General features: G+C 41.0%; 14 protein-coding genes. 4 read left to right on the top strand and 10 right to left on the bottom strand.

Annotated features, from left to right (window positions below):
* Nucleotide 1 precedes the first annotated feature (1 nt).
* Nucleotides 2-1,873 (bottom strand): aldehyde ferredoxin oxidoreductase family protein, encoded by a 1,872-nt coding sequence (locus DMB44_RS06815; RefSeq protein WP_110642131.1) that lies wholly within the window; start codon nucleotides 1,871-1,873, stop codon nucleotides 2-4.
* A gap of 311 nt (nucleotides 1,874-2,184) precedes the next feature.
* Here DMB44_RS06815 and DMB44_RS06810 point away from each other — a divergent pair, with 311 nt between their 5' ends.
* Nucleotides 2,185-2,628 carry an HIT family protein gene (locus DMB44_RS06810; protein WP_110642129.1) on the top strand — a complete coding sequence of 148 codons (444 nt, stop codon included), beginning with the start codon at nucleotides 2,185-2,187 and terminating at the stop codon, nucleotides 2,626-2,628.
* An 8-nt stretch (nucleotides 2,629-2,636) separates the two neighbouring features.
* On the opposite strand, the gene DMB44_RS06805 is transcribed toward DMB44_RS06810, so the two are convergent.
* On the bottom strand, nucleotides 2,637-3,098 hold the full coding sequence (locus DMB44_RS06805; RefSeq protein ID WP_110642127.1) for a GNAT family N-acetyltransferase: 462 nt from the start codon (nucleotides 3,096-3,098) through the stop codon (nucleotides 2,637-2,639).
* Between the two features lie 119 nt (nucleotides 3,099-3,217).
* On the opposite strand from DMB44_RS06805, the gene DMB44_RS06800 reads away from it, so the two are divergent.
* Nucleotides 3,218-3,646 (top strand): adenylyltransferase/cytidyltransferase family protein, encoded by a 429-nt coding sequence (locus DMB44_RS06800; RefSeq protein WP_110642125.1) that lies wholly within the window; start codon nucleotides 3,218-3,220, stop codon nucleotides 3,644-3,646.
* Between the two features lie 32 nt (nucleotides 3,647-3,678).
* Here the strand turns inward: DMB44_RS06800 and mptA are convergent, their stop codons facing one another.
* Genes mptA through DMB44_RS06785 form a run of 3 tightly spaced genes read right to left on the bottom strand, consistent with a single transcriptional unit; the run spans nucleotide 3,679 to nucleotide 5,121 of the window.
* Nucleotides 3,679-4,539: a GTP cyclohydrolase MptA gene (gene mptA, locus DMB44_RS06795; protein ID WP_110642123.1), complete on the bottom strand. Its 861-nt coding sequence runs from the start codon at nucleotides 4,537-4,539 to the stop codon at nucleotides 3,679-3,681.
* On the bottom strand, nucleotides 4,536-4,910 hold the full coding sequence (locus DMB44_RS06790; protein WP_110642121.1) for a prefoldin subunit beta: 375 nt from the start codon (nucleotides 4,908-4,910) through the stop codon (nucleotides 4,536-4,538). The genes mptA and DMB44_RS06790 overlap by 4 nt, the downstream gene beginning before the upstream one ends.
* A complete protein-coding gene (locus DMB44_RS06785) occupies nucleotides 4,903-5,121 on the bottom strand; it encodes a KEOPS complex subunit Pcc1 (protein ID WP_110642119.1) in 219 nt (72 codons plus the stop codon). The genes DMB44_RS06790 and DMB44_RS06785 overlap by 8 nt, the downstream gene beginning before the upstream one ends.
* 105 nt (nucleotides 5,122-5,226) lie before the next feature.
* On the opposite strand from DMB44_RS06785, the gene DMB44_RS06780 reads away from it, so the two are divergent.
* Both DMB44_RS06780 and DMB44_RS06775 read left to right on the top strand, forming a co-directional pair.
* Nucleotides 5,227-11,472: a glycosyltransferase family 39 protein gene (locus tag DMB44_RS06780; RefSeq protein WP_110642117.1), complete on the top strand. Its 6,246-nt coding sequence runs from the start codon at nucleotides 5,227-5,229 to the stop codon at nucleotides 11,470-11,472.
* Entirely contained in the window at nucleotides 11,469-12,242 is a 774-nt protein-coding gene (locus DMB44_RS06775) for a CARDB domain-containing protein (RefSeq protein ID WP_110642115.1), read from the top strand. The genes DMB44_RS06780 and DMB44_RS06775 overlap by 4 nt, the downstream gene beginning before the upstream one ends.
* A 107-nt stretch (nucleotides 12,243-12,349) precedes the next feature.
* Here the strand turns inward: DMB44_RS06775 and DMB44_RS06770 are convergent, their stop codons facing one another.
* The 5 genes from DMB44_RS06770 to DMB44_RS06750 form a co-directional block, all read right to left on the bottom strand.
* A complete protein-coding gene (locus DMB44_RS06770; protein ID WP_110642113.1) occupies nucleotides 12,350-13,042 on the bottom strand; it encodes a hypothetical protein in 693 nt (230 codons plus the stop codon).
* A gap of 72 nt (nucleotides 13,043-13,114) precedes the next feature.
* A complete protein-coding gene (locus DMB44_RS06765) occupies nucleotides 13,115-14,455 on the bottom strand; it encodes a DHH family phosphoesterase (protein WP_110642111.1) in 1,341 nt (446 codons plus the stop codon).
* Nucleotides 14,452-14,889: a 30S ribosomal protein S15 gene (locus DMB44_RS06760; RefSeq protein ID WP_110642110.1), complete on the bottom strand. Its 438-nt coding sequence runs from the start codon at nucleotides 14,887-14,889 to the stop codon at nucleotides 14,452-14,454. Before DMB44_RS06760 ends, DMB44_RS06765 begins: the two co-directional genes overlap by 4 nt.
* A gap of 187 nt (nucleotides 14,890-15,076) precedes the next feature.
* Nucleotides 15,077-15,367 (bottom strand): hypothetical protein, encoded by a 291-nt coding sequence (locus tag DMB44_RS06755; RefSeq protein WP_153280186.1) that lies wholly within the window; start codon nucleotides 15,365-15,367, stop codon nucleotides 15,077-15,079.
* 4 nt (nucleotides 15,368-15,371) lie between these two features.
* A complete protein-coding gene (locus tag DMB44_RS06750) occupies nucleotides 15,372-16,604 on the bottom strand; it encodes an NAD(P)/FAD-dependent oxidoreductase (protein ID WP_110642106.1) in 1,233 nt (410 codons plus the stop codon).
* Nucleotides 16,605-16,681: the final 77 nt, after the last annotated feature.

Below are 16,681 nucleotides of genomic sequence, written 5' to 3'. Positions count from 1 at the left end.
TTCAGATACCGACAGCGATCTCCGGATCTATATCCAATTTTTTGAGGACGTCCGGTGATGGCCTGCCATCTCTTGACAATCCAATCTCGGACAGATATTCGTTTCTCAAAGTCTCATAATCCACGGATACCCCAGCGGTAGGACCGGCTTTCAGAGGTGGATAACCCATGACTCTCCCTGGTGGCTTGATCTCATACTGATTTATACCCTGCTTAGCATTGAATATGTGCCTGGCCATCTGTATCCTCCATCCGATCTCCACAAGATCGTCTTCGGTAAGATCCCATCCTGTTATCGCCTTTATCAGTTCAAGATACGGATAGCTGTTTGGCCATATATTGGTGGAGAACAGGCACATCCCGGTGGAATTCAGGATCTCCTGTCCTGCCACAGATAGCAGCTGCCAGTGGGCCTTTCCATGATACTCGTATCTCGGGATCTTTGTTCCGCTCTCCTTATGCTTGAATGGAAGGACAAGCTCGAAGCCCTCGTTGAACCCTATACCACCAGCGGTATGTCTTCCAGGTGTGGCATCCGAGATATAGGTATTTCCAAGGCTGGGCATCAGCCTTGGGTCATGCATCGGAAGATCCTGCCCGCCTATTTCCATGGCAGATTCTTCAGCACCCTTTCCTATGACCTTTGCTGCATATCTCTGTCCCATGCCAAGTATTCTCCCAATTCCCTCACCTTTCCCTATCAACTCAGTGAGCTTGACCTCGGCATCTGAATTTCCGAATCCTATCTTGAACCCTATATCTTTTTCGGTTAAAATTCCCCTTTCATACAGCTCGTTGGCGAATGCTATCACGGCCCCGGTTGTTATTATATCGAGTCCATATCTATTGCACAGCTCGAAGGACATGGACATAGCGTCAAGATCCGCAATCAGGTTCAGGCCGCCGAATGCACCTGTACCTTCATACTCCAGACGATGCCCTTCAACTGTTCCATATCTTGTCTCTCTCTTCACATGTCCTCCACATGCCAGTGTGCACTGCGCACAGCCGTATGATTTGAGGACATCCTTCCTGATTTCCTCACCGCTTATCTTGCGAGCGTTCTCCTCGCCGAAGTCAATTATGCCAACACCAGCCCAGTTCTTGATAGGGGTATCACCATTTAGATGGGATGATTCCGTAATTTGAGTTGTACCGAACATGTGCCAAGGATTGACTAGATTCATTGAATTTCTGAACTGAATCTGAGCTTTCTTTATGGTATCGGTGAGCATCTTATCATCATATACCGGTATCTTCTTTGTTCCACGTACAAGCACACCTTTAAGTTTCTTGGATCCCATAACGGCAGCCAGCCCTGATCTGCCTGCGGCTCTTCCGTATTCATTCATTATTGCAGCGGCGTAGAGCATCTTTTCTCCCGGTACCCCTATAACCATTGCCTGCCCTTTCGGCTCTATTTTCTTCAACTCGGTTTCCGTTTCATACGCATCTTTGCCCCAAAGCGTACTTGCATCCTCTATGGAATAATTATCATCCACTATCTTTATGTAAACCGGGTGCTTCGCTATACCCTTAACAAAGAGTGCGTCAAAACCAGTATTCTTCAATTCAGGAGCGAATTTTCCACCGCAGTTTGAATCACCCCATGTACCGGTCATTGGGGATTTGGCCACCACTTCTAACCTTCCACCGAGTGGTGCATTATGGCTGTTGAATATTCCAGTTACGAAGCCCAATATATTATCGGGGCCAAGTGCATCGATGTTATTTTTTATTTCACGATTGAGTATATAGGCACCAAGACCAACCCCGGCAAGATATTTCCTGTATATCTGTTCTGGGATCTCTTCAACCCACATCTTCTCATTTGTGAGATCAGCCCAAAGAACCTTTCCATTTACCCCATACATAACGATCATAGTTGATTATTCTATTTTAACTTAATGGGAATTTCTAAAAGAAGAGCCATATTATGAAAGATCTTAAATAATAAAAGAAACATCTGAGATAATAATCATCGTAAATCCCAATTTGCACAATTGGAATAGTCAGGAATACTTAAGGTATGATGGAATGGCAAATATATTAACTTTGAATTGATTGACCTAGGAAGACGTGCATAAGTCATAGGATCTGGATATGTAAGGAATATTGAAATATACGGGTCGCATCGATAATATTCCTTGAGCCAGAGCAGCAGAATAAACATGGGTGTTTCGAAATGGTATTGGACGATTCATGTGTTTTTTGTAAGGAGATTATCATAAAGAGAAATGCAGCGATAGTGGCCGAAAATGATATGGTGATATCATTCATGGACAATGCTCCTGTTGAACCTGGGCACATCCTTGTAATTCCGAAAGAACATTTTGAGAACATCTTCGACATAGATCAAAGATACTATATTGAAGTTCAATTGATGGCCAAGAGGGTTGCCAAAGCTGTAATGAAAGCTATGGGAGCTGATGGCATCAATATAGGCCAGAACAATGGATCGTGTGCAAATCAAAGAGTCATGCATTTTCATGTGCATGTTATACCGAGATGGTGTGATAAACCTTTCAAATGGGGGAGACTGGAAGTATCTTTTGAAGATCTTCAGAGAACAGCACAGAAAATAGCCGGAGTTTACAGCGAAATGGAGAGAAATCACGATTTTGATTGAATCATGGATCAAGCAGTCTTTTCTTTACAATTTCTTTTCATACGATAAGCATTTATTGATCCTCTATAGGATTCATGATAATATCCATTGAGAAATTCTATGATTTCGAATCCCATTTTCAGATACAGCGATATGGCCTCAGTATTTTTGTCCCTCACTTCGAGAATTATGTTTTCATATTCATTGCAAGCCCAATTTATAAGCATGGAAATCATACGCTTTGCTATGCCCAGGCCCCTGCAGTCGGGATCTGTTGCTATGCTCTCTATATCTATGGATCTTTCATCCAGTGGCAGTGCTACCAGATAACCACATATCGAGGAGTTTATCTGCGCCACCATGCTTATCGATCCAGGATACTCCAGCACAGTTTTGAGATAACGTTTGGAATATGGGCCGACAGTGAAAGCCCTCTTTTCCAGCACTGCTATATTATCGAGGTCTGATCTTCTGTAGCGTCTGATTATCATTTATGTGGGAATAACCTCTCTGGATATAGGAGTATTTCATCATATCAAGATTAGATCTTTAGAAGTGAATATATGACGGGTGGTGAAATCTTTATTTACAATCTTAAAATAGGGCGCTGATGATTAAGGTAATGGCAACCGGCGTTTTCGACATCATACATCTTGGTCATATTCATTATTTGAAGGAATCAAAGAAACTGGGAGATATGCTGGTTGTGGTAGTGGCAAGGGATAAGACTGCGAGAAAGAATGGTAAGTCGCCTATTTTTGACGAAAACTCCAGATTAAAGCTTGTATCCGAACTTAAACCAGTTGATTATGCGATCCTTGGTCATGAAGACGATATGATGAAAACAGTACTCGAAGTCAGACCGGATATAATAACTCTAGGGTACGATCAAAAATTTGATGAAGTAGGACTTAACAGGCAGCTGCAAAAAGTTGGAGTGGAAGCACGCATAGTTCGCATCTCGAAATATGATGGAGATCTCAACAGCTCGTCATTGGTGAGAAAAAAGATAATGGATCTGATTGGAGAAAAAATGTAAAGATGAAATTTTCTTGGGCATGGGCAATTTGATTATTTTCTGGAGATCCTTCTAAGTTCACCCGCGCTCAGTTCTAGTTCTGCGAACGCATTATGTGGGTGTATGCTCTCATCACTTTCGGATGATACTCTTATCTTCGCTTCGTCTGGAATTGCCAGAGAATTGGCAGCCACATAGGCTATTTCACGTACAACATCTTCAACAAATCTTGGATTCTTATGAGCCCTATAGACAAGATTTCCTTCATCAATCCTTTTAAGAAGCGAATCGAGCGGTCTACCCTGAACATTTTCTATTATGCTTGCAAGTTGCCATATAGAGATATTGTTCCCTTTGTTTTCAACAAATAATTTTATAATATTTCTCTGATTATGAGTAACGGTTGGAATAGATATCAGATAATCCGATAGTTCCGGATTATCCTTACTGATCAATGCTCTTGTGGTTTCCATGGCGCATGGGCAGGCCGTCATCGTAACATAGGACATCCCAATTTCGTTTTTTAGGGTATTAAGACGATTTTTAATTGAATGTAAATATATTTTATATTCAAGGTATCTATCCTTTTCCCTTTTGAAATAGTTTATTTCAATGTAACTCTCTGATTTTTCTGAATAGTTGAACCTTGAGAGGGCTTCATCACATATGGCAATACCTATTTCTCCTATTCTTTCGCTATCTGACCAGCTATTAAGGACCTTGTGGATGGATTCCACTGCTCTGGACATGTCAGCGCCTTTTCTTGTTTCAGGGATATCAACAAATAGATCGATAACTAAGAAAGCGAAATCCTCGCCGAGTTTCAGTGGAAAATTTATCTTCTTTACCCCAACCCTATTGATCCTCACACCAATGGATGGGAGCTCCTTCTGGACATCCAGGAAATCTATCAATTTGTGGCACCTTTCTTATTCTCCTGATTATATCTATCCCTTATTGCATTCTGTAGTTCCTTGTATTTTTCTTCAAGTGATTTCTGCTGTTTCTCGAGTGTACTTATTCTTATCTTTGCCAGTTCTATCTGCTCATCCAATTCATCTACCAGCTTTTTCTTATCCTGCACTCTGTATAAAATAGATCCCACGGTGCGATATATTGGAGTACTTTCATCGAGTTTATTCAATTCGTCAAGCGTCTTCTGCATCTCCTTAAGACTTAGATCAAGTTGATATCTCTGTGTTGCTAGTTTTTCTATATTTTCTTCAAGTTCCTGGGCCTGGCGTAATTGATTCTGCAAGTATGCACTTATATTTGGTTCAACCATTAATTAATCCCTCCATCCTATCTATCACATGAAATAGTCTCGCAATTGAGGACAATGAAGTTCTCAGCGATCCTGTATCAGGTGCTTCTATATAAATGTAAAAACTCCCGCCTTCACTATGGAGAGAGACGTCAGCCTTACCATATCTCCCCTCAACATCTGGTCTTAATATACGGTACTGATATCCATCAAGATATAGTTTAACTTGCATCAATGGTTGAGTGAATTCATAACAATTATTTATTCATCCTGTAAGACCAATTCTAACCCAATCGATCAGTTTTTTATATAGAGATTTGATTAGAGGTTTCGCTGTATGTTTGAAACTGTAGAGAGAAACGAAAACAAATTCGATCTTACATTGATATTCAAGAGATACGAAACAGAGATAATACTGGGTATAATCTTTGTTTTCTATCTCTTTATGGCCAACTTCTTTTCTTGGTCGCAGGCTTTTGACTACCCGTTTCTCAACAATTCGGGTGGCAGTGATCCGTATTTCAATTATTATATTATTCAATATATATTAACATACCACACTCAGTTATTGCATGAATTGTTCCTCAATTATCCTATTGGGGCAGGAAATCCGAGACCACCATTCTTTCACTGGATGATAGCGTTTGTAGCCACTATACTTTCACCTATATTTGGTGTATATAAGGCTGCATATTACGCATTCGCCGAGTTCGATGCGGTATTCGGGGCGCTTCTTATAATACCAGTTTATTTGATGGCAAAGGAGGCCTTCGGTAAAAAGGCAGGTATAATAGCAGCATTCCTGTATGCACTTATGCCAGGAAACCTATCTGCCGGTATATTGACCGATGGTAGAATGCACACTCCAGAGCTCCTATTCGCATTCCTGGCCATATACTTCTTTGAGATGGCGATAAAAAATGCCAAGAAAGGCCTATTTATAAATAAACTATCGGATGTAAAGTCATATTTGCCGTCCATAATTTCCTACTATTCCAAGAATAAGAAAGCTACTATCTATGCCCTCCTGTCTGGGGCTGCTCTGGGGGGGCTGATGCTCTCCTGGCAGGGTTATGCCTACATTCAGGTAATCATACTTATATATGTAGTCGTTCAGTCTGTGATAAATCTTCTCACAAGAAAGCCTACGGGCTATCTTACCTATATAACGACACTGTCTATGTTTCTTGGTTTTCTGATGGGCGCTTACTACTACTACGGTTCAGGGCTTATATCTGGCTGGTATACCCCAGAGGTGCAGATGGCGGTACTTGGTATCGCATTCCTTATCCTAATAAATATAATTGGCAGGAAACCATGGGTGATAACAGTTCCGTTGACCATAGCCGTTTCTCTGGGTGGTTTCTTCGTCTTACTCAAATTGGAACCAACCACTATGCATACTCTCATATCCGGAGAAGGTTATTTCATCAAAACGAGGGTCTATACCACGATAGCAGAGGCAGCTCCGCTACCGCTTGGTGAATATATAAATAGTTTCGGTGTGGCTCAGTTCATATTTGGAATGAGCGGAATAGTCTATGTATTGTACAAATACGTGAAAGAAAAAACCGACATACTTATGTTTATTCTAGTCTTCTCTCTGGTCTCAATTTATATGAGCTTCGAAGCAGCAAGGTTCAATATTACTGCAGCTCCAGCTTATGGGATTCTAGGTGGCGCCGTATTGATCTATTTCATAGACATGGCCAAGCTAACAGAGGTCAGAAAGAGAAACATTGGAAGCTCTACGCTGAAGAAGACGCTGAAGGGAAATATAAACTGGGTTCATGCAAGCTTCGCAATAATACTGGTATTGGTGCTTATAATACCTTCCGGTATTGGCATGGTAAATGCCGCTATACCGGAAAACAGTGCCTCAACAATAAATTCTCAGATCTATCATGAGCTTCCACCTTTCCTCAGGGCCAACAATTCGAGTAACGCCCAATACTTTGGTTCATCAGGTTTCTACATAGCCAATTCATCTCAGCCGCTGGCTCAGTCCTTCGCATGGCTATCTACGCAGAACACCAATGTTCCTATAGATGAGAGGCCAGCGTACGTTAACTGGTGGGATTATGGTTTCCAGGAAGTTCTAGAAGGACAGCATCCAACGGTGGCGGATGACTTCCAGCAGGGTTACGTTCCAGCTGGTCAGATACTGCTATCTGGAAATCAGAGTCAGATACTTGGCGTGATGATAGCAAGATTGATAAAAGGCTATGAAGCTAATTACCACAATTTTGCCCCAATAAACTCGACGATCAAACAATATTTGGGATCAAAAGCTGCCCAGATTGTATATAGATCATATGTTGATCCTGCATCATTTACCTCCACCGTACTTTCGAACACAAGCATCTATGGAAATTTCATTAATTCTTCAACACCAGACAATATCTACTATGGATTCCTTAGGGGATATCTTGCCAGTACATTTAGTCTCAATACACTCAGCGATCTTTATGCTGCCCTTGAAGATGTTACAGGTTATTCAATTCAGTATATCCAGATCGATCACAATCTTTTCCCATTCTCTGGTGATAACCCGGGTATCTTTTATGCACCAGCATACCTTACAGATCAGGCAACATATACCTATGATGGAGAGATAGTTCCATACACATATTATCAGATCTACGCATCCACTGATCAGGGTACATATCCGCTCAACCAGTTACCGACAGATCTTACGCCTATTGGGTTTAACATAACGTATACCCCAGCATTTTATAACACATCAATATACAGATTTCTGGTCGGATATCCGCCTTCAGCGGTGGGGCAGTCCAACGGTATTCCTGGAATTTCGTATGGGGTTGGACAGTACGAGATAATGCCTGCCTGGAATATGAGCAACTTCGAGCTTGTATACCTTGGTGTTCCTTACAATCCATATAACAATACAACTGCTCATCCAAACGCATGGAAGATAGTACCGATCCAGGAAGCGTATACCCTTACATCTGAAGGTAAGGGAAAGGCTCAGCTTCTGCCACCGCTGTCCGAAATATATAATGGTGCAGATCCGATCGTTGCCTATTATCCAGGTGCATATATAAACGGTAGAGTTACCACAGAATCTGGTTCTGGTGTTGGCGGGGTTTACGTCACTATATTCGATCAGTATGGTATACCCCATGAACGTGTAATCACTAATTCAACTGGGTATTACAATTTAATAGGTCTTCCAGGAAATGATACAGTTGTTATAAGCACAGGTACGTTGGATCCACTTACACTCATAGGATCTAATGTTATCTCATACTGGAAGGTTCATATATCAGATGCGCAGGCAGAGCATATCTCAACATCGGTCAATTTGACAAGTGGTTTGCCAGATTATTATATTATACACAATTTTGTGATAAAGAACACAACAATAAGTGGTAACCTGGGATATACTTACAGGACGTCGTACAATCGAACATCAACCGTGCATGTTAATACTGGAACTGTGATCCTTCACAACTCGACATACAACTATACGATTAGCAAAAACGTTGTTAACGGTCAGTATGAATTTAATAGTATACCTCCTTATGATTATTCTGTATCCGCAATAATTGATGGAAAATATTATGGAAACATTACTATAGCGAATACAACTGTGGGAGGGTCTTACGTATACAACGCATACGTTCCAATGAATACAGTGAATCTGACCGTTCTGGTAGGTAATACGCCCATAAATGGTCTCACGATTTACGTTAACGGTGCTCCTTATAATGAAGTATCCGCAGAAAATGGCCATTATCTGATATATCTTCCCTCTGGCAACTATGAGATAAATGCCATGGATCAGAATTCAACAACCGACACGATTTTTGAGTCGCTTTCCGGCTGGAACGAATTCATTAACATATCAGCCAACGCGTATCCTGTCGTTCATGTCAGTGGTATTGCCTCTAATATTTCAACGCTCAAGTTTCTTTCAGACGGAAACTATGGAAATGTAACTGCCTCTGTTGATATAAGCAATGGCAGTTATGCAGTATCCATACCGTCCGGATCATATACCGTATACGGTTACGGAGATGGATATGCGTTCCTTGGAACGTATACATTTACAACCGATACAAAATTGAACATCTCTGGATATCCGTCCAGCTTGATTTCCCTGGAATCAAATGTCACCAACATATCTTTGAGCTCTGGATACTATTCCATAGTTACTGGCAACTCTTTCATATATTACCAGTACAGTGGCAGCTCTGAGTTTAATATCAGTCTACCCGATGGATATTATTCCATATATTCATCAAGTGTTGTGGCCGGTCAGAGCTATTCGGCGAATATTAAAGTCCCATTGATGCGCAGCCTCACTTATCAGATGCATCTTGTCAACTCAACATTAACCGGTATAGTTTTATATAACTCCGGTGTTAGCCCATCTTACGATTCAAATTCTTCTATAAGGAATGGTTATATCGTTCTTTACTCATACAGGACCCCTATTGAAGCTGTGCCAATTACGCCTTCAGGATATACTGATATAGTTTATGCATCCAATACCGGGAGCCCGTCAATAAAGGTGATATCTCCATACTTTGAAAATTACACCGTCACAAATCTGGCACCCGCCATGACCCTCGGTATGACTCCAATTAACATTCCAATTGATATAACGCTATACAATTCATCTATTCCAGCGGTGTTCAACGGTTATGTAGATCTTAGAGGAGAGTACGATTATAACCTTTCACTGATCAATGGCGTCATAGTTGGATCCGTTCTACCAGGAATATACACAATAACGATTCACAATGCTACAAACATCATAAAATATAATGATCGTCCAATAGCTGCATCAAGGACGATAAAGCTACCTGTTCAGATATTAGCCAATGTATCTAGCAATCTAAGCAACCTGTATCTGTTCAGTCAAACTGGTTCGCGTGTTATGTTAGGAATTATTCCTGTTGGAACATACGAGGAATATTATATTTCAGGTTCAAGCTACCATCTCTCTATGTTTAACGTGACGAGAAATATTCAGATAAACAACATAACCACGGCATCTGGTTTCTATCTCAACATCAGCAATGACCTTGGCATTTTAGGCAATTATACTGTTTCAGGGAATGGATACAGGATATCAGGCCTATCCAGTCTGGTCTTACCGGCAGGGAGTTACCATATAACATTCTCCGGTGCTCTTTCCAATTACACTGGATCCTTCTATGCAACAGGATATTCAAATGTAACGTTGAATGCAAACACCAATGAAACAATAAATGTCACGCTTGTCCAGGTCATGACCAATTTGAGGATAGATACAGATCATCCATATTCCACAGTTTACCTGTATTATAATGGTTCTTTTTACTCCGGAGCCAATGCAAACGGTACGGGCATAGCATATTTCAAGGTTCCTACGAGAGATTATACCGTATATGCATTGAGTCGCACGTACAGTACTGGTTACTTCGGTTCATTATCCATAAGCCCATTTGAAAGGTCAAAGACATTCAACGCAAGCATGACCAACTCCTACAAAGTCTTCATGTTGACGGCTGTAGATGGAGTACAGGAGCCCTTGAACGTCTCAATTTCTTCTGGAAATGCTAACATAAATGTAAACAGCTCGATCGGATACATCTATCTGCCGATAGGGAATTATACCGTTTCTTCACAGATAAGCAGTAGCGAAAGTTTCCCATCAGAGACGGTTAGCATAACATTCGCCAGCTCTTCCACCGTATACGTAAAAGGTCAAACATATGTGAACCTTAATTTGGTCAAAGAGAAGGTCTTTTCATTCTCTATAACTCAAATTTCCAAGATAAAGACCTTTAAATATATTATCAAAAATGGAACGATTATCTACTATCCTTTGAGCTATAACTTCACAATTATGAATACTGGGAATTCAATCGTAAATATAACGCTTTCATCCGGTAATCTGAGTGAGTTTCGCATGATATTCTTCGGTAAGAACATAAGCGATGGAAAGTTGATGTTGATCCCTGGGCAGGAAGATAATGTAACCGCAAACATAACTCCACTAAAGATGATGAACTCCGGGCAAATAAGCATCCCAGTGAATATAACCTATAATGGCGGTAATACTACCAAATATCTTTACGCAAACTTTCCATCTCTTGTTGCTTTCGATGTCTCTGCCGGAATAAGTTCAGTGAATGGGACTTATCTTGAATTACCAGTTATAATAAACAATACCGGCAATGCGAACATAACGGTAAATCTTAATATATCTGCGGCTGAGATAAACAATCTTTCGCTGCTAGATTATTCTGTTAAGTATCCATACAATGTTACTATACCTGCATACAGCTCCAGATCGGTGAATATAACTCTTATACCCACAACGAGCACTCCGGCGCCGCAGGTTTCAGTTAAGGTTGTGGTCAGTGGTTATAATACCACGTATAGTTTAACGCTGAATGCCAGTTATCCACAGCTCTCAAAGGCAAGCGTGGTTGCGAGTGGCAATGGAGTAATAAGCAATTATACATCGAATCCATATCTTAGCCTCATAATCGGCTTGAGTTTGATCGCTGTGACCGTCATAGTTGGTCTAAGTGTATCAGCATACAGGGGGAGGCGCAGGAAATGAACAAATCGATAATCTTTGTGGCAGTGATCGCACTTCTTATGATCGGAATGGCAGGAACTGCGGCCAATGCACAGACCGCGCCCTTCTACTCGAGTCAGGTGAGTTTCCCATCGTATGTCGGCACAGGCCAGCAGTTCAATATAACAATAACAAGTACAGCTGGATTCAGCAATTATAATTACACGATTTATATAGCTGGTACGAATCTTACTGGAATAAGCCCAACTAACACTATACATCAGTATTACCCATCAAAATATAATTACACTGCCAGTATAACGGCTCCAGATGTTCCACAGACACTTTATCTCTACATAGTAACATCTGCTGAATTCGATGGCATCCAGGAGAATTATTCAGAGATGATAACGATCTCGGTTGTTTCACCTATCTATTTCCATGTATCTCTGAGTAATCCATCCGCATATCCAGTTTACAATGTTACGGCAACGTTTTATGTGGATGGCGTCCCCGTAATTCAAAAGACGGTGCCGAAAATAATGCCAGGATCAACTGTGGAGGTTAACGTCACATACGTTAATCCCAATCTTGGTCATGGATCACATACGCTTACGGTCACCTTGAACAACGCCAACATCAAAATAGATGGGAATGCAAACTCCATAACTACAAAATTTTACTACGGAACCCCGCCGAACTATGACTGGATATTCTATGTATTTGGCGTCGTATTGATATTTATGGTGGTAATGGTCCTCGGATCGAACAGAGGACGCAATCAGCCCAAATGGAAAAGATCAAAGAAATAAGAAAAGGTATACCCAACAAAATATTAACAAATATGTGATATAATCATTTACTTGATACGAAAACAATGGTATTCCTCAGATATAACTTCCCTTTTTATGATCTTTGATCAGGTCTGGGTATTACTGTTTTCATGTCTATCCAACATGTTTTTGTTTTCTATTACATTTCTCAACGTTGTGAACTCCTTTTCGTATACATTTTTTCTGCTGAATTTTATTGGGATTTTCTTTGTGGGATAAAAACCGTTTATCTGTGCTATTCTGGCGGCAGAAAGTGCATTATCATGGATCTTGTGTGGCGTGCTGGTGTTTTTTTCGTTCACTATCTCTATGGCGATATCCACATCTGATAGTCTGCTCATTATGATCTCTCGATTTGGCTTATCGCCATTTCCTATCTTGATCATTATATTTTCATAGCTATAGCTCATACTTATTGAGTCAACAAAATTTCTGACCGAAAATACTGTTGGGCACTCGAAGGCCTCCAGCAGAACATCATCACCGAACACTGCAATACCAGGTTTTGGGCCAGGATCAATACCGATGATCAGATCCTTAAACATGGTCTTATTGAGAAGTCTGGGTATAGCCCTTCTTATTCCATCAATACCATCCTGAGCCTTTACCTGACCAGGCAGATCAATATCGTCCCTGATTGAACTTAAGATCACAACAACATCGTCTGGAATTCCATCCTTCAGATCCAAGCTTACAAACGGTATTTTCCAAGATTTAAGTTCATTTATAACATCATGGTAGAATTTGAAGTCAGATGTTATTATCCCAACTCTTGGCATTCATATAACTATCGAATCATCATTTAAATTTTTTTCGGTAAAATTTATATATAAATTATGAAGAATAATATTTTACTTGGCCTTTGCAGCTATTTTACCTATCTGTGATTCCACGATCTTCTCAGCCACCTCTAAGAACTGTATCTCTCTGCCCTTTGGAATCACAGCACCTGCTGCTATATCATGCCCGCCACCAGATCCACCTACTGCTGAAGCAGCTTCGCGCATGACCACTGAAAGATTTAGGCCCTTGGCCACGAGCTTTCTAGTGCCGCGAGATGATACTTTTGTGTCGTCCTTTCCTACACTGAACCCAATCACCGGTTTTGATTGATCCGCTAGGTAAAGCATTATTATGCCTGAGATGGCTCCAGCCATCTCTGACTCAGGGGCATAGAAATACGAGATATGTGCGGTATTGAACATTTCTGCTATAGATCTGTATGCATAATCAATTATTTTAGTCTTGAACATTTTCCAGTTTGTTTCCATCTCCTGCTTGAACTCGGGAAAGCCCAGAAAATATGCCACTGGAACCGAGTTTTTACCCATTTTACCATTGCCGTCAATTATGGAAGCAAGCTGTTTTGATGAATATCCAGAATCAAAATAATAAATATCGCCCTCTATGTATGATAGAGCTTCAAAACCAGCTTTTTGTTTAAGCAGTCTCAATCCAAGGGCATTGGCTAGCAAGCGCTTTTCATCCTCCGAGAGATCCTGCGGTTTCTTTTCAGGATTCATACCGATGGATCTCAGAAAGGCTTCAGCATTATCAGGAAAACCTGTGATATCCTTGAAAAAAGGATCTGTAGAGTACGTTAGTGAATCCTTTATGGAGGATCCCTCTAAGTTAAGGGTGCGTTCCTTTCTGAATTTTGTACCATAGGCCTCGACAAGTTTCTGGTTCAGGCCGGTTATTCCTCCAAGATCCTGCTTGTCAGCAATCAGCCCGCTCATGAAGAATGGGAAGAGGTCTGAATTATTCTCGTCAATCACAAGCGCCATTATATAGGACATGGTCGATCCGCAGGCCTCATGGGTGCCATCCACCCCATGATCCCTAGCATTTATATTTAGGCCCTTCCAGCTTCCTTGAGTATAGAAGTGATGATCAAGGACAATGACATTCTCCTTATCCGGTATGAATCTGAGCTGGTCGGATCCAGCATCGGCTACGATTGTAGTGTCATCGGTTATGAACGATCTGAAACCAGCCTCGTTCAGCTCCTTTATGTAGCTAAGATGAAATTTCTTATTCAATCTCTTCAGCATGTTTGTTAAGATAACGGCTGAACTCGTTCCATCTCCATCATAATGAACAATAACACGCAAAAAATCGGAACCAAGGATCATATCCCTGGCCTTCACATACTTACCGTATAATTCTTTTGGAATTAGGTCTTCAATCATCTCAGAACCTTACTTAGGTTCCACTTTTCATCAAGTACTCCCGTCCTCTTGTAATATTTCACAAGGCGGAGCATTTTGGCCATTATGAGGTCTCTTCCCCTCTTATTGGCCTGGTCCTTGGGATTCAGATCCACGTGCTTTGCCACATTATTGTATCTCTTTATGAGATTCGCCAGATCCTCCGGTACCTCGTCCTTGAGGCCCTTTTCCACGAGTATTTTCCCAAGCTTAGTGTTAAGTACTGCTTTAACAGTCGGAATGCCGTACTGATCTCTCAGTTTAATCCCGATCACGGATGGTGGAACTCCCGATTTTTTCAGATTAACTATTGTGTTTATGATCTCGTCTTTACTGTATTGAATCCAGGTCGGTTGAACACCATAAACCTTCTTTGAACCTGATTTGCCTCTTTTCCTCGTATGCATTCGTGCCATTCTTACACCTGATTTTAACGCAATCTATATCCCATTTATTTACTTTTTCATTTTTTGTCCGCCTTCAGTATGAGGCTAATGTTGAAGAATTATTCCAAGAAAATTATACGTGGCCCTGCTAGATGAATATGTGATATAGCCCACCTGATCTGTTAATTCTAAGAAATAAATCATAAAAATATTATTTTCAGCTAAGTTTTTCGAGGATCGCAGAGATATTGGCATAGGTTTCGTTCTTGGAAAGCAGGGCTATAAGTTTTACAATATTATCTCTGTTGACCAGTATCTCGAGCATGGTATCACTGGTGAGGAAGGATGTTATGGCGCTTATGGTTCTATCATCGTCCAGAATGCCTTCCAGCACATCCAGCAGCCCCAGTCTCTCAAGCTTCTGTGCTATTCTGGAAAATTTCTGCATTACCTCTATATCTTCCGGCGTAATCTTACTCAAATTATCAAGCTGACTCAACAACGACATATGATCACCAACTTGTTAAATACTTATCCATAGCGAGATCTCCCTTACTCCACAAGAAATATCTTGTGAACAGCGTCTTTTTCAAGTGATTTGCGGCTGAAGGTATGGCCTCAGAAATGTTCCCTCCGTAGAAGGTGGAATCTGTCACTGCAACGGCGTAGTTACCGTATGGGCTATCAGCCACGCATACGATCTTCGGATCGTATACTTCTACAGGCACAGACAATCCAAATCTGTTGGCTATGTTGGCAGCAGCTATTCTTGCAGTTTTTACAGCAAGGGATGCCATCTTCGGTACGATAAGCGCATTTACATCACCCACCGCATAGATATTATCGTATTTCACAGATTTCATATCAGTTCCGGTAAGCACGAAACCAACATCATCGCCCAGATTGGCATCCTTTACGATTTTCTGCCCGGTATAAGGTGGCAATATGAAACTTATATCCGAAGGAAGTCTCCTGCCGTCTTCACTGATAACCTCCTTTTCGGTCACCTCCTTCACAACAAAGTTATCTATAAGTTCTATGTTCATTCCCTTGTACATCGAGGCTACCGTGGCACGGCTTGTTCGTGATAAATCGCTCAGATATTCACCTGGTGAATACACCGTCATTTTGACCTTATCCAGCATGTTCTTTGATTTGAAGTAATCATAGAGCATGATCGACATCTCGAAAACTGGTCCTTCGCAGGCTGAATCAGCTATGGGTGCATATTTATCTGGCGTATTTGTAGGTCTGTTCTTTGTATCCTGGATGAATTTCGCAGATCCAAGAGTTATATTTCCTCCCTTAAAATCCTTAAGTTTCTTCCACATATTCTCGGCGAGATCCGCCTCGCATACGCTTGATCCGTATTTATCGAATCCGGTTATCATCTCGCTGGCCAGGTGGGCTCCAAGAGCTACAACCAGAAAATCGTATTTCTCCTTGTATCCTCCACCCCCTTCCTTGGCGTATTCCACAAAGTTTCTTTCGGGATCTATGCGCGTGACAGTTCCCTGTACGAACTCTATGCCTCTCTCCGGTAAAACCTTCGTGAGATCTATCCTTAGATCCTCAGAACGTTCAAGCCCTATTCCTACATGCGGAAGTGCAGGACGAAAATAGACATACCTATTCTTCTCTATTATCTTGATATCTGCTTTGTTCTTCAGATATCTTTTGAGATCGTAGGCTGTCTGTAGCCCACCGAACCTCCCACCTAATATTAGAATTTTGACATCTGCCATTGTGCATCGATTTTCCTCATTTATTTAAAAATAATTTATTATTAGATGAAACATTATATATAAAAAATAAGAATATC

Origin of the sequence: Thermoplasma sp. Kam2015 (genome assembly GCF_003205235.1) — an archaeon.
Classification (GTDB): domain Archaea; phylum Thermoplasmatota; class Thermoplasmata; order Thermoplasmatales; family Thermoplasmataceae; genus Thermoplasma.
This window is presented reverse-complemented; position numbering and strand designations above follow the sequence as displayed.